At 60.8% G+C, this 14,173-nt stretch carries 14 protein-coding genes; 6 read left to right on the top strand and 8 right to left on the bottom strand.

Annotated features, from left to right (window positions below; all coding sequences use genetic code 11):
- The first annotated feature begins 65 nt into the window (after nt 1–65).
- Nucleotides 66–668 (top strand): ClpX C4-type zinc finger protein, encoded by a 603-nt coding sequence (locus tag C5L10_RS16485; protein WP_105430566.1) that lies wholly within the window; start codon nt 66–68, stop codon nt 666–668.
- Nucleotides 669–702: 34 nt separating this feature from the next.
- Here C5L10_RS16485 and C5L10_RS16480 read toward each other — a convergent pair whose 3' ends face one another.
- The 8 genes from C5L10_RS16480 to C5L10_RS16445 form a co-directional block, all read right to left on the bottom strand.
- A complete protein-coding gene (locus tag C5L10_RS16480; RefSeq protein WP_105430565.1) occupies nt 703–1,422 on the bottom strand; it encodes a ParA family protein in 720 nt (239 codons plus the stop codon).
- A gap of 218 nt (nt 1,423–1,640) precedes the next feature.
- Nucleotides 1,641–2,786: an iron-containing alcohol dehydrogenase gene (locus C5L10_RS16475; protein ID WP_046633467.1), complete on the bottom strand. Its 1,146-nt coding sequence runs from the start codon at nt 2,784–2,786 to the stop codon at nt 1,641–1,643.
- Nucleotides 2,783–4,168, bottom strand: coding sequence for an aldehyde dehydrogenase family protein (locus C5L10_RS16470; protein WP_105430564.1), 1,386 nt, complete (start codon nt 4,166–4,168; stop codon nt 2,783–2,785). Before C5L10_RS16470 ends, C5L10_RS16475 begins: the two co-directional genes overlap by 4 nt.
- Before the next feature lie 19 nt (nt 4,169–4,187).
- Complete coding sequence (locus tag C5L10_RS16465; RefSeq protein ID WP_105430563.1) at nt 4,188–4,604, bottom strand: type II toxin-antitoxin system VapC family toxin; 417 nt, start codon at nt 4,602–4,604, stop codon at nt 4,188–4,190.
- Complete coding sequence (locus C5L10_RS16460; protein WP_105430562.1) at nt 4,597–5,067, bottom strand: helix-turn-helix transcriptional regulator; 471 nt, start codon at nt 5,065–5,067, stop codon at nt 4,597–4,599. The genes C5L10_RS16465 and C5L10_RS16460 overlap by 8 nt, the downstream gene beginning before the upstream one ends.
- 82 nt (nt 5,068–5,149) lie before the next feature.
- Nucleotides 5,150–6,520 (bottom strand): glutamine synthetase family protein, encoded by a 1,371-nt coding sequence (locus tag C5L10_RS16455; RefSeq protein WP_105430561.1) that lies wholly within the window; start codon nt 6,518–6,520, stop codon nt 5,150–5,152.
- Nucleotides 6,521–6,607: 87 nt separating this feature from the next.
- A complete protein-coding gene (locus C5L10_RS16450) occupies nt 6,608–8,158 on the bottom strand; it encodes an amino acid permease (protein ID WP_105430655.1) in 1,551 nt (516 codons plus the stop codon).
- 101 nt (nt 8,159–8,259) lie between these two features.
- A complete protein-coding gene (locus C5L10_RS16445) occupies nt 8,260–9,036 on the bottom strand; it encodes an N-formylglutamate amidohydrolase (protein WP_105430560.1) in 777 nt (258 codons plus the stop codon).
- Nucleotides 9,037–9,206: 170 nt separating this feature from the next.
- On the opposite strand from C5L10_RS16445, the gene C5L10_RS16440 reads away from it, so the two are divergent.
- From C5L10_RS16440 to C5L10_RS16420, 5 genes are all read left to right on the top strand, one after another.
- Nucleotides 9,207–10,097: a MurR/RpiR family transcriptional regulator gene (locus C5L10_RS16440; RefSeq protein ID WP_046633455.1), complete on the top strand. Its 891-nt coding sequence runs from the start codon at nt 9,207–9,209 to the stop codon at nt 10,095–10,097.
- 148 nt (nt 10,098–10,245) lie between these two features.
- Nucleotides 10,246–11,352 carry an ABC transporter substrate-binding protein gene (locus C5L10_RS16435; RefSeq protein ID WP_105430559.1) on the top strand — a complete coding sequence of 369 codons (1,107 nt, stop codon included), beginning with the start codon at nt 10,246–10,248 and terminating at the stop codon, nt 11,350–11,352.
- 72 nt (nt 11,353–11,424) lie between these two features.
- Complete coding sequence (locus tag C5L10_RS16430) at nt 11,425–12,300, top strand: ABC transporter permease subunit (protein WP_046608687.1); 876 nt, start codon at nt 11,425–11,427, stop codon at nt 12,298–12,300.
- Entirely contained in the window at nt 12,297–13,085 is a 789-nt protein-coding gene (locus C5L10_RS16425) for an ABC transporter permease (RefSeq protein WP_105430558.1), read from the top strand. Before C5L10_RS16430 ends, C5L10_RS16425 begins: the two co-directional genes overlap by 4 nt.
- 9 nt (nt 13,086–13,094) lie before the next feature.
- The gene (locus C5L10_RS16420) at nt 13,095–14,156 is read left to right on the top strand and encodes an ABC transporter ATP-binding protein (protein ID WP_105430557.1); all 1,062 of its coding nucleotides are present in this window, start codon (nt 13,095–13,097) and stop codon (nt 14,154–14,156) included.
- Nucleotides 14,157–14,173: the final 17 nt, after the last annotated feature.

Genomic DNA, 14,173 nt, shown 5'->3' with positions numbered 1-14,173 from the left:
AATCTGGCTTCAGCCAAAAGAAGCCCTAGTTTTTCGCGAGAAAATGTACATCGGCGGTGGATGGAATGAACTTCCCAACGAGACTCAAAGGCGCCCTGTCCCTCCTCTTCGGACGCGGCGACGATAGAGCTGTCTGCTCTTTTTGTGGTGAAAACCGCCGCACTGTCGAGATGATCATTGCCGGTCCGGCAGCCACGGCGATCTGCAATCGTTGCATCTTCGTCTGCAATCAGGTCATGCTTGAAAATTCCGGCCCGCCTGGTTTCCGTCGCCATGCCGAAAGGGATCATGAAAAGACGATCGCAATACCGCTCGCCCATGACGAAGTCCTGCTGGGCGCTCCCGAACGTATCGCGCTCGAGCAAATGCTGCATGTCCTCGTCGCGTCGCTTCCGCAAAGCGAACTGATCGGCTGGAGCTATATGCATTCGCAGGATCGGTTCGACCTACTGACAGTCGAGATCCTGACGACATCCGAGATGCCGTCGAGTGAAATCAGCAGCCTCGCCCAGCGGAACTGGCGTCAGATGCGCGACCGGTTCATCGCCGCGCGTAGCGTTCCGGCCAATCTGGAAGAGCCCGAACTGATCGGAGCCGCAGCCGCAGCTACCCAGGCGGCCGGTGCATATGCAAAGGCGGTCGGCTCTTTCGAACCAACCGCCTCGTAATCCAGGTCTGAAATAAACAGAAGTCGAACGGTGATCAGGCCGCGTAGCGGCCCAATCCGAAGAGGCGCGACGCGACGGACCGGGTGATCTTGACGGGCATGAGACGCATGACTTCCTGCGCGTAGGAGCGAGCGTTCTCCTTCGCCTTGTCGAGATTGCTGACCTTGGCCGGATCGAGCGTGTGGAGCGTTCCGCCGGCCTCGAACAGTTCCTTGAAGGCGATACGTTCGCCGATCGGCGTATCGAGGACATGCACGCCGCGGGCAGCCAGAAGCCCTTTAATGGTCAGCAGCGCCTTGGTGGTGACCATGGACGTCACGCGCGTCAGCACCACCGAATGCGGGATCACCAGACCGGCCTTCTCCTTCATGTAGGACAGCAGGTCGAGGATCTGCGCCGCACCCTTCGCGTCCATGGCCGAACCCTGGACGGGGATCATCACGTGGTCGGAAAGGCCGATCGCCGTGGTGACCAGCGCGTCACGGGCACCGGCGAGGTCGATGATGAAATAGTCGGTGCGCGATGCCATTTCGCGGAGATGACATTGCAGCGATGCGAGGGTGACTTCCGATACCACGTCGATGTTGCGCACTGCTGCGCCTGACGTCTCGAACCATTGGCTGATCCAGCGCTGCGGATCGGCATCGATGACGGTGACGCGAAAACCCTGATGGGCAAGTTCGGTGGCGAGCAGGAGTGCCGCGGTCGTTTTTCCGGCTCCACCCTTGGCATTGGCAAAGGAAATTACTGGCATTTTCGGTCCTCGAACAAGTCTTGAGCCACATCGCTCACGAGGACACCGGGAAGCATGGTGTCATAAGCACATCCTTTCCAAAGATGGTTAACGAATTGCAAATTTAACCACCACTAATATCACTCAGGAGATTTAGCTTTTGGCTCTAAAACGCGGAAAAGCCCGGAAGTTTTGCCTTCCGGGCTTGATGGACGTCGATGCTTCGGGATCTGGAAGTCTTAAAAGCAGGCGAGGAAAAGCGCCTTGGTATTCTCCATCGTCATGGTGACGGGGTTGCCGCCGCAGCTGGGGTCCTCCATCGCCATGGCGGTCAGCTCATCGATTCGGTCGGGCTTGATTCCCATCGCCGTGAGATTTTCGGGTACGCCGAGTTCCGAGCGCAACGATAGGACATAATCGTAGAACCCGTCGAACCCGCCGGCGATGCCGAGATAGGCCGCGGCGCGGGCGATCTTCTCCTCGATCGCCGGTCGATTGAAGCGCAGCACCGGCGGCATGACGACCGCATTGGTCATGCCGTGATGGGTATTGTAGACCGCGCCGATCGGATGCGACAGCGAATGGATGGCGCCAAGCCCCTTCTGGAAGGCGACCGCGCCCATGGCCGCTGCCGACATCATGTTGGTGCGTGCTTCGAGATCCGCCCCGTCCTTGTAGGCGCGCGGCAGGAACTCCTTGACGAGCCGCATGCCCTCGAGCGCGATCCCGCCCGACATCGGATGGTAGAAGGGCGAGGAATAGGCTTCCAGGCAATGGGCAAAGGCATCCATGCCGGTGCCGACGGTGATCGCCTTCGGCATGCCCATCGTCAGTTCCGGATCGCAGATGACGACGCCCGGCAGCAGTTTCGGATGGAAGATGATCTTCTTGACGTGGGTGGCGGAATTGGTGAGCACCCCTGCCCGCCCGACTTCCGAACCGGTCCCGGCCGTAGTCGGCACGGCGACGATCGGCGCGATCTTCGAGGCGTCGGCGCGGGTCCACCAGTCGCCGATATCCTCGAAATCCCAGACCGGCCGCGTCTGCCCGGCCATGAAGGCGATCAGCTTGCCGAGATCGAGGCCCGAACCGCCGCCGAAGGCAACGACGCCGTCATGGCCGCCGTCATTGTAAGCCTTGATGCCGGCTTCGAGGTTGTTCTCGTTCGGGTTCGGATCGACATCGGCAAAGATCGCCCGGCCGAGGCCCGCCTCTTCGAGCACGTCGAGCGCGTGGCCGGTGATCGCCATCGAGGCCAATCCCCGGTCGGTGACCAGAAGCGGCTTGCTGAGGCCGAGCGTCTTGCAGGCGTCCGCCAGTTCCTTGATGCGTCCGCGGCCCAGCTTGACGGCGGTCGGATAGCTCCAGTTCGCGACGATATTCATTTCGTGACCTTCTTCAGGTGATAGGATTTCGGGCGGGTCAGGTTGTGGAAACCGAGGACGGAGAGCGAGCCGCCTCTCCCCGTTTCCTTGACGCCGGTCCAGACCAGCGCCGGATCGAGATAGTCGGCGCGATTCATGAACACCGTGCCGGTTTCGAGCTGGCTGCCGATCCGGTTCGCCCGGTCGACATCCGGCGTCCACAGCGACGCCGTCAGCCCGTAGCGGCTGTCGTTCATGTAACCGATCGCCTCGTCGTCACTCTTCACCTTCATGATGCCGACAGCCGGACCGAACGTCTCTTCTCGCATGATCTCCATGGAATGATCGACGTCAACCAATACCTGCGGCGCAAGATAGGCGCCACCGTCGTCGGCCGGGAAAAGCTTCGGATCGACCAGCGCCCTGGCACCGCTTGCCACCGCGTCGGCGATCTGCTGGCGCACCACCTTGGCAAAGCGCTTGTTGGCCATCGGCCCGAGCGTCGTTTCCTTGTCGAGCGGGTTGCCGAGCTTGTAGTTCGACACCCAGGCAACCGACTTCTCGACGAAGGAATCGTAGAGCGATTCATGCACATAGATGCGCTCGATACCGCAGCAGCACTGGCCGGAATTATAGGTCGCGCCATCCATCAGCGTATCGACGGCAGCATCCAGATCGGCGTCCTCCATGACGTAACCGGGATCCTTGCCGCCGAGTTCGAGGCCGATGCCGGTAAAGGTACCGGCGGCAGCGCGTTCGATCGACCGCCCGCCCTCGACCGAGCCCGTGAAATTGATGAAGTTGAACGTCCCTTCGGAAATCAGCTTCGCCGACGTCGCGTGGTCGAGGAAGATATTCTGGAAGACGTCTTCCGGAACGCCGGCCTCGACAAAGGCGCGCACCATGCGCTCACCGACAAGCAGCGTTTGCGAGGCATGTTTGATGACAGCCGCGTTGCCGGCCATCAGCGCCGGAGCGACCGTGTTGATCGCCGTCATATAGGGATAATTCCACGGCGCGATGACGAACACGACCCCATGCGGCTCTCGTTCGATGCGACGTTCGAACGTGGCGCTGTCCTCGACGCGCAGCGGAGCGAGCGCATCGGCGGCGATCGACGCGACGTAATTGGAGCGCTCGTTGAACCCCTTGAACTCGCCGCCATAGCGCACCGGCCGGCCCATCATCCAGGCAAGCTCGGGTACCACTTCCTCGACCATCTCGTTGAGACGCGCGACGCCCTTGAGCACGAGCTGGACACGCTCCTCGAGCGGCCGCTTCGCCCAGGATTTCTGCGCATGCCGTGCGCGCCCGATAGCTTTGGCGGCCGCTTCCGCCGACATGGCCGGACGCTCGGCATAGACCGAGCCGTCGACCGGCGAGATACATTGGATCATCGTCATTGATATAGACTCCAGAAATTCAGCATTCGAGCGTGCGGACATGCCCCGCAATCCCGTAGGAAAGAATCGCACGATCGCGCGTGATGATGGTCAGGTCATGCTCCCGGGCGGTCGCGATCAGGATACGGTCGGTGGGATCGTTATGGATAGGAAGTGGCAGAAAGGACGACTCAATCAACGTTGACAACGATACATCGACAACTTCGGCACCTATTGTGTCGACAGCATCCCGAAACCATATCATTGCACTTTTGGTTGTGGGCAATCGACCTTTGCTGACGAGCATTCCAATTTCCCATGCTGACATCGAAGAAACATGCAGAGCGCCGTGGCCCGCCCGGCATCGGCTCAAGGCTACATTGGCATTTTGACTGAGTGGCGAACCTTTCACGATCCATATAATCGCGCATGTATCCAGGAGATAGAGATCAGTCATCCTCGTAGACTTTACCCCAATTAGGATCAGCAGGCGCAGTCAGATCAAGATCGTCCGGTATAGTTATTGTCCCTTTCATGCTGCCGTAGGCCGGATGCAACTCAAGCAGTTCACCATCGGGACCTTCCATCCAGCGTTTACCGTCCTTGTAAATGATGTCGGCCTCCGTGAACATCTTCACGCCAGGTTTGGAAACCGTCAGGCCCTGATCGTGCAGGTAAACTTCCTGCTGTTTCTCTCCCAGGCCGGCCGGCTCACCACGTCTGTGGGATGCGACTTCCTCAAGACGAACATCGAGAAAAGCGGCAACCTGATCCTGCTCCTCAGCACTCATATTGCGTTCACCCTTCAGCATCCTCGAAATCGCGCTCGGATCCAGCGACATGAAACGGGCCATATCACGCAACGATGCGCCCTGCTGTTCAAGCTTTTCGTAGAACCACTTGCTGTCGATCTTGCTCATAGCCAAGTCCTCGCAAAACGTGCCAGAACCATTAGCAAAATGCGACAGCAACTACAACGAAAACCCTGACGTTGCGATTATCTCAAGCCCTCTCGAAACCGCGTGCCACTTCCCAGTCCGTCACGCGGCGATCGTATTCCTCCTGTTCCCATTGGCCGGCGCGGACATAGTGATCGATGACGTCGTTGCCGAAGGCGGAGCGCAGCAGTTCCGAGCCGTCCATGAGTTCGATCGCGTCACGCAGCGTTCGCGGGATTTCTCGAACACCCTTGCCGCCATAGGCGTCGCCGACGAAGGCAGGCTCGAGCGTCATCTTCTTCTCGATCCCGTCGATGCCCGCCGCAATCAGTGCCGCCATGGCGAGATACGGGTTGAGATCGGAACCGCCGACGCGGCATTCGATGCGGATTCCCTTGGACGCCTCGCCGCAGAGACGGTAGCCCGCGGTGCGGTTGTCCTTCGACCAGACGGCCTTGGTCGGTGCGAACGTGCCGGCCATGAAGCGCTTGTAGGAATTGATGTAGGGCGCCAGGAAGAAGGTGATCTCGCCGGCATGGCTAAGCAGCCCGGCGATATAACGTCTCATCAGTTCCGACATGCCGTGCTCGCCGTCCTTGTCGAAGAACAGCGGCGTCTTGCCGTCCGCACTCCACAGGGACTGGTGGATGTGCGACGAGCTGCCGGCGGCCGAGTAGTTCCACTTGGCGAGGAAGGTGATAGCCTTGCCCTTGCCCCAGGCAATCTCCTTGGCCGCATTCTTGATGATCACGTGCCGGTCGGCCATGGTCAGCGCATCGGCGTAACGAACGTTGATTTCCTCCTGGCCGGCCGAAGCCTCGCCCTTGGAATTCTCGACCGGAATGCCGGCGCCCTGCAGGCCGGTGCGGATCGCCCGCATCACCTCCTCTTCCTTGGTGGTCTGGAAGATGTGGTAGTCCTCGTTGTAGCCGCTCGCCAGCTTGAGATTGCGGTAGCCGCTTTCGCGGGCCTGGTCGTAGGTCTGGTCGAACAGGAAGAATTCGAGTTCGGTCGCCATGAAGGCGGACATGCCCATGTCTGCGAGCCGCTGAACCTGCCTCTTGAGGATTGCCCGCGGCGAATGCGGCACGTCCGCATGGGTGTGGTGGTCGAGCACGTCGCAGAGGACCAGCGCGGTGCCTTCGAGCCAGGGCAGTTTTCTGAGCGTCGCGAGATCCGGCTTCATCGTATAGTCGCCGTAACCCTGCTCCCAGCTGGTCGCCTTGTAGCCGGAAATGGTCTCCATCTCGATATCGGTCGCCAGCAGGTAGTTGCAGCTGTGCGTTTCCTGATAGGCGCTCTCGACGAAATATTCCGCCTGGAACCGCTTGCCCATCAGACGGCCCTGCATATCCACCTGGGCGGCGATGATCGTATCGATGCGGCCGTCGGCGACATCGCGTTTCAGATCGTCGAAGGAGTAAATCGGGGTCATGCCTCACATCCGTTTCAAAAGGGTGAACCGCCACAACCTCTCGAGTGTCGTGGCGGCGGGATCATAGGGGCGTCAGCCCGGTCGCGCTTACTTTTCTCCGACAGCCGCTTCCGCAGCAGCGATCTCGGCCTGCCGCTTGGCGATGGCCTCGCCGATCGGCGGCCCCATGAAGCGCCGGTTCTCGAAGGCGAACCAGACGATTCCGGTCAGCACCAGGAAGCCGACGGTGATTTCGAGCGCCCAGTCATTCGGCGGCTGGATGCCGATGAAGAAGATGACGATCATCGAGATGATCGCCAGGACTGCAACCAGCCTGTAGACCGGAATCCCCATGTTCCAGGGTCCCATTTTCGGCCATTTCGCCGTGCCGATCGTGAACAGCCCGAGCGCGATCGGCAGGGCGAAGGAAAGGAACAGGAAGATGACCGTGCAAGACACGACGATCGAATAGGCCGGCGTGCCGGCAATGGTGATCGCCGAGGTAAACCAGACGAACAGGACTGCGAGGATGGAGCCGGTCCAGATCGCCGCGACGGGCGAACGGTGTTTTGGGCTGACCTTGGCGAGCACCGACGACGCAGGCAGGCCCTTGTCGCGCGCGAAGGCGAAGATCATTCGCGATACCGACGTGACGGTAGCCAGGCCGCAAAGCAGCTGCGAGATGAAGATCAGGAAATACAGGATGCTCTTCACGGTCGGGTTCATCTGCGCGTCCATCGCCCAGAAGAATACGTTCCAGCCCTGCTTGGCCGCATCGTCCATGTTGGGGATCATCAGTACGAACGCGCACAGCATGATGTAGCCGAACAGGGCGGACCACAGGACGGCCGAGACCATGCCGCGCGGCACGGATTCCGCCGCCTTGACGGTTTCCTCGGATGTGTGGGCCGAGGCATCATAACCGGTGATCGTGTAGATCGGCAGGAGCAGGCCGAGAAGGAATGCCATCAAGCCGGAAACGCTCGTCGGCCAGACCAGCGCCGCCCCCTCCGTGCCGGTATAGTTGGCGAAAGTGAAGAGCCGCGCGAAATCGAAGCCGGGGGCTGCGATAAGGCATGCGATCGTCAGGAGGATCGCGGTCGCAAAGATCAGATAGCCGGAAAAGTCGGTGAGTTTCGCGGTCAGACCTATGCCAAAATGATTGATGCCGGCCTGCAGCCCGGTGATGATGGCTACGAAAACCACCCGGTGCGTCAGCGTATCCTCGATGCCGAAGGTGGGGCCGAAGGCGCCGAAGAAGAAATAGAACGTCCCGACATTGATGGCGCCGAGCACGGTGACGAGGCCGAGCAGGTTGAGCCAGGCGGAAAGCCAGCCGGTGAAGCGGTTGCCGAGGATCGAACCCCAATGATAGAGACCGCCCGCCGTCGGATAGGCCGAGCCGATCTGCGCGAGCCCGAGCGCGAAGATGCCGGAAATAAGGCAGCCGAGCGGCCAGCCGATGCCGATCGCTGCGCCGCCGGCGCCGGCAGTCGCCTGGCCCAGCGAATTGATGCCGCCGGAGAGAATGCAAATGATGGAAAACGAAATTGCGAAGTTGGAAAACGAGCTCATGCGACGCTCGAGTTCCTGTGCATAGCCCATGGAATGCAGGATATGGGTATCCTGCTTTTTGTCGCCTTCGGTATAATCGGACATGACTTCCCCCTGTTGGCAGAAAGACCGCGCCATCGCGGCCATCCGGTTTGTCCTTCCCGCGGCGATCGACCGCGGGCATGCGAGCTGCTGCTCCCCGGGTCTTATCTTTGGATGTCTGCGAGGCTTTCCCGCAGCAATCCTGTCAAGAAATCGGCCACGACCCCCTGGCCGGTTTCGTCTGTTATGAGATCGTTCCTGATTTCGATCATGACGTTGAGAAGCCCCGCCGGCAGGGCGTGGACTTCCAGCGTATGTGTCACGCCGTCCGCCGGCCCGTAAGGCTCGTTGCGCTCGACGCGATAGAGATGCGTATCGGATGCGACGTGCAGCATCCGGTCGGCAAGCCGGCTGTCGGCATCGTGAAGCACGCCGATCTCGACGGGCCGCTCCTTGCCGAAATAGACGGGCGTAAAGCTGTGAATGGTGACGAGCACCGTCTGAAGCCCCCTTGCCCGCCGTGCCGCGATCTCCTCGCGGACGCGGCCGTGGAACGGCAGGTAGAGTGCCGTGGTCCGTCGCGATTTCTCTGCCTCGGACAGGTTCTCGTTGCCGGGGATCCGGAATATCTCGGACACGTCGCGGATGGCGGCGGGCGAATCCGGCGGCCGGTTGCAGTCGTAAATGAGCCGCGAAAACCGCTGGTGGATCAGCGTCGCGTCGAGGCTCTTCGACATCAGCCGGGAAACGGCAAGAGCTCCCGGATCCCAGGCGATATGCGAGGCAAGCACATCCTTCGAGAGCCCGAGGTCGCCGTAACGCTCCGGCAGGCGTCTCGAGGCGTGTTCGCAGACGAGCAGCACCTCTCCCCGGCCGCCCGCATTGTCCACGGCAACGGGCTCGCCATCCGCCTCCGAGAAGAATTCCGACTGGACCAGCATGAACGCGTTCCGGGAAAAATCGTTTAAATTGGATTAAGAAGAGAATTCTTCACTTTCCGGCCGCCGTCAACGTGATTCTGAAAATTTCTCTTCAAACGCACCGTTGACTTCTCTGCAGAAACGATTGTTAATCTTTCGACAACCGGCGAAGACCGGAGGGAACAGCTTTAGTGCCACCAACTGCACGCACCGTATCGGATGTCATTCGTGTTCGCTACGACAGCCTGACGCGCGCGGAAAAACAGTTGGCGGACAGCCTATTGGAGAACTATCCGGTGTCAGGGCTCGGCAGCATCACTGTCATCGCGGAGAACGCGGGCGTTTCGACGCCGACGGTCGCGCGCATGGTGCAGAAGCTCGGCTACAAGGGTTATCCGGAATTCCAGTCGCATCTGCACCACGAGCTGGAGGCAACGATCTCCAACCCGATCGCCAAGCATGACCGGTGGGCGTCCAATGCGCCGGGCACGCACATCCTCAACCGTTTCGCCGACGCGATCACCGCCAATCTGCGCGATACGCTTTCGGCTCTCGACACCACGACCTTTGAGGGCGCGGCTGCACTTCTGCGTGATCGCGACCGCAGCATCTATTTCGTCGGCGGCCGCATCACGGGGGCGCTGGCCGAGTACTTCTTCACGCATATGCAGGTTATCCGTCCCAGGACCACCCTGATCTCCACCAATTCCAGTTCCTGGCCGCAGCATGTTCTCAACATGAGCGCCGGCGACGTCCTGGTGATCTTCGATATCCGCCGCTACGAGCAGGAGATGGCGACGCTGGCAGAGGCCGCACGGGCCAACGGCGTCGTCATCATCTTGCTAACCGACGTCTGGGCCTCGCCCGTTGCCAAACATGCGCAGCATACATTCAAGGTGCGGATCGAGGCGCCATCGGCCTGGGACAGCTCCGTCATTACTCTCTTCGTCGTCGAGGCGCTGATCGAGGCGGTCCAGAGCGCGACATGGGAGGAGACCCGCGAACGCATGAACTCTCTGGAAGGTCTTTTCGAGCGGACGATGCTGTTCCGCCGGCCGGGCCGCCAGAGCCGTCCCGACTGATTGTCGGGCTTAAGAAATATGCCGGCAATCCGGGGATTTCATGAGCAAATGCTCATCCTCCGGGCTGTCACATACGATACATGAACTGGCTCTACGAGTCGCGCCGAAACGATCCGGACCACACGACCTGAACCCCTAGGAGGATACCTTGCTCAACAAGACCCGACGTCTTCTTTCCCTGACGACCGCCATCGTCATCGCCTCCACCGCCATCGCAGCCGCCGAGCCGAGCGCCGAGCTGATTGCAGCCGCCAAGAAGGAAGGCACGCTGACCACGATCGCCCTGCCCCATAGCTGGTGCGGTTACGGCGACGTCATCGCCGGCTTCAAGGCGAAGTACGGTCTCGAAGTCAACGAACTGAACCCTGATGCCGGTTCGGGCGACGAAATCGAAGCGATCAAGGCCAACAAGGGCAACAAGGGCCCGCAGGCTCCCGACGTCATCGACGTCGGCCTGTCGTTCGGCCCGTCCGCCAAGACCGAAGGCCTGATCCAGCCCTACAAGGTCTCCACCTGGGATTCGATCCCGGCCGACGCCAAGGATGCAGACGGCTACTGGTACGGCGATTATTATGGCGTTCTGGCTTTCCTGGTGAACAAGGACCTCGTCAAGACGTCGCCGAAGGACTGGCCTGATCTCCTGAAGTCCGACTACGCCAATGCCGTCGCGCTCGCCGGCGACCCGCGCAGCGCCAACCAAGCCGTCCAGGGCGTTTTCGCTGCCGGTCTTTCCGGCGCCAAGGGCGACTCCGCCAAGGCCGGCGACGAAGGCCTGAAGTTCTTCGCCGAACTCAACAAGAAGGGCAACTTCGTGCCGGTGACCGGCAAGGCCGCGCCGTTCGCGCAGGGCACCACGCCGATCATCGTCGCCTGGGACTATAATGCCCTGTCCTGGGGCCAGAGCCTGAAGGGCAACCCGCCCTTCGAAGTCGTGGTTCCGGCAACCGGCGTCGTAGCAGGCGTCTACGTCCAGGCGATCTCCGCCTTCGCTCCGCATCCGAACGCTGCGAAGCTGTGGATGGAATACCTCTATTCCGACGAAGGTCAGCTCGGCTGGCTGAAGGGATATTGCCACCCGATCCGCTTCAACGATCTTGCCAAGAACAACAAGATCCCGAAGAACCTGCTCGACGCCCTGCCCCCGGCAGCGGCCTATGAGAAGGCTGTATTCCCGACGCTCGCCCAGCAGGCTGCCGCCAAGGAAACCATTACCAAGAAATGGGACAGCGTAGTCGGCGCCAACGTCGCAAAGTAATCGGAACAAGACTGAGCTCCCGCGCCGCCCGGCGCGGGAGCTTTCCCGTTTCCCCCTGGATGGCCAGCATTCATGACCACCGCTTCCACGTCATTCATCGATCGCCGGACAGTCATCGACTGGCTCGGCATCGTGCCGTTCATGGTATTCGCGCTTGCCTTCCTGATTGTTCCGACGCTCTATCTGATCGTCGGTGCCTTCTTCAATCCGGCCGGCGAATTCACGTTCCAGAACATTGTCGATCTCTTTTCGCCTTCCATCCTGAGCGCCTACTGGATCAGCATCCGGGTATCCGTCGCCTCGGCGCTGGGCGGCGCGTTGATCGGCTTCTTCCTCGCCTGGGCAGTCGTGCTCGGCGGCGTGCCGTCCTGGATCCGCTCCAGCCTGCTGACCTTTTCAGGCGTTGCCTCGAACTTCGCCGGCGTGCCGCTCGCCTTCGCCTTCCTGGCGACACTTGGCCGGACCGGGTTGGTCACGATCTTCATGCGGGACTGGTTCGGCTTCAATCTCTATTCCACGGGGTTCAACCTCCTCTCCTTCTTCGGCCTGACGATCACCTACATGTTCTTCCAGATTCCGCTGATGGTACTGATCCTGACGCCGGCGCTGGACGGATTGAAGAAGGAGTGGCGCGAGGCATCCGAGATCCTTGGTGCATCCACGTGGCAATACTGGCGCATGGTCGTGCTGCCGATCCTCTGGCCGAGCCTGATGGGCGCCACACTCCTCCTTTTCGCCAACGCCTTCGGCGCGATCGCGACCGCCTTTGCGCTGACCGGTGCCTCGCTCAACATCGTGCCGATCCTGCTCTACGCCCAGATCCGCGGCGACGTGCTGCATAACCCCAATCTCGGTTATGCCCTGGCCCTCGGCATGATCGTCATCACAGGCATTTCCAACATCCTCTACATCTGGCTGCGCAGCCGCGCCGAACGGTGGCAGAAATGAAGGCGCACAAGATCTTCGCCTGGATCGCGATCGCCATCGGCGCCATCTATTTCTTCGTGCCGCTGATCGGCACGTTCGAGTTCTCGCTGCGCATGCGGCGCGGCGTCTATTCCTTCGATGCCTACCAGTCGGTGTTTACGGACGCTCAGTTCCGCGCCACCTTCGGCTTCTCGATGCTGATGGCGCTGGTGACGATCGTCGTCGGCATGTTCCTCATCGTGCCGACCGCCTATTGGGTCCGGCTGCGCCTGCCGCAGATGCGGCCGGTCGTCGAATTCATCACGCTCCTGCCGCTCGTCATTCCGGCGATCGTCATCGTCTTCGGTTACCTGCGTCTCTACAATTCCTCGTCCTGGATCCCGTTCACCGGCTCGACGCAGGGCACCAACATCCTGCTGACCTTCTCCTACGTCACCCTGGCGCTTCCCTACATGTACCGTTCGGTCGATACCGCGATGCGGACCATCGATGTGCGGACGCTGACGGAGGCGGCGGAAATTCTCGGCGCCAAATGGCCGACGATCATGTTCCGCTGCATTTTCCCGAACGTCATGTCGGGCGTGCTCTCGGGCGCCTTCATCACCTTTGCGATCGTCATGGGCGAATTCACCATGGCGGCCCTCCTCAACCGTCCGGCATTCGGTCCCTATCTCCAGCTCGTCGGCGCCAACAAGGCTTACGAGCCTTCTGCGCTGGCGGTCATTGCGTTTGCGATCACCTGGCTCTCGATGGGTCTGATCCAGCTCGTTTCCCGCTTCGGCAAATTGTCGCCGGCCAGGCCTTAAGGAATTTTGATGTCGTTCCTCGTTCTCGAAAGTATCAAGAAGAGTTTCGGCCCGACGCAGGTCGTCAAGGACTTCAACATGTCCATCGAGAAGGGCGAGTTCGTCTCCTTTCTCGGACCCTCGGGCTGCGGCAAGACGACCGTGCTGCGCATGATCGCCGGGTTCGAAAGCCCGAGCGACGGGGCGATCTCGATCAACGGCCGGAACCAGAACGCGCTGAAGACCAACCAGCGCAATATCGGCATGGTCTTCCAGGCCTACGCGCTGTTTCCGAACATGAACGTCTTCGACAACGTCGCCTTCGGTTTGAAGGTCGCCGGCAAGTCCAAGACGGAGATCGAAACACGCGTCAAGGAAATGCTGAAGCTGATCAGCCTCGACCATCTGGCCGACCGCTATCCCTACCAGATGTCCGGCGGCCAGCAGCAGCGCGTGGCGCTTGCCCGGGCGCTTGCGCCGAAGCCGCAGGTCCTGCTGCTCGACGAGCCGCTGTCGGCGCTCGATGCCAAGATCCGTGTGTCATTGCGCGAGGAGATTCGCGAAATCCAGCGCCAGCTCGGCATCACCACCGTCTTCGTGACGCACGACCAGGAAGAGGCCCTATCGATCTCCGACCGCGTCGTAGTCATGAATGCCGGCCGCGCCGACCAGATCGGCACGCCGTCGGAAATCTACAATCGCCCCACCACCCGTTTCGTCGCCTCCTTCGTCGGCACGCTCAACATCATCGAGGCGATCGTCGTCGATCCGGCTGCCAACACCGTGAAGGTCGGCGAAAATACCATCAGGCTAAGGGAATCGATCGGTGCCCTGAAGGGCGGCGACAAGCTGTCGATCGCGCTGCGCCCGGAAGCCGGTTCGCTACTGGAAAATGCCAAGGGCGACACCTCTTTGACCGGCCAGGTGATCTCCTCGCATTTCCTGGGCTCGGTCATCCGCACCAAGCTCGATGTCGGCGGAAACCAGATTTCCTTCGACATGTTCAATTCGCCGGATGCGGTCCTGCCGCAGTCGGGCGAAACCCTGACGCTGCGCTTCAACGCCCACGATTTCCTGATCATCCGCGATTGATCGCGGAGGGCTGACGG

This window comes from Neorhizobium sp. T6_25, assembly GCF_002968555.1.
Lineage (GTDB): Bacteria > Pseudomonadota > Alphaproteobacteria > Rhizobiales > Rhizobiaceae > Neorhizobium.
Note: the sequence above shows the minus strand (reverse complement) of the source record. Positions and strands in the feature narration are given on the sequence as shown.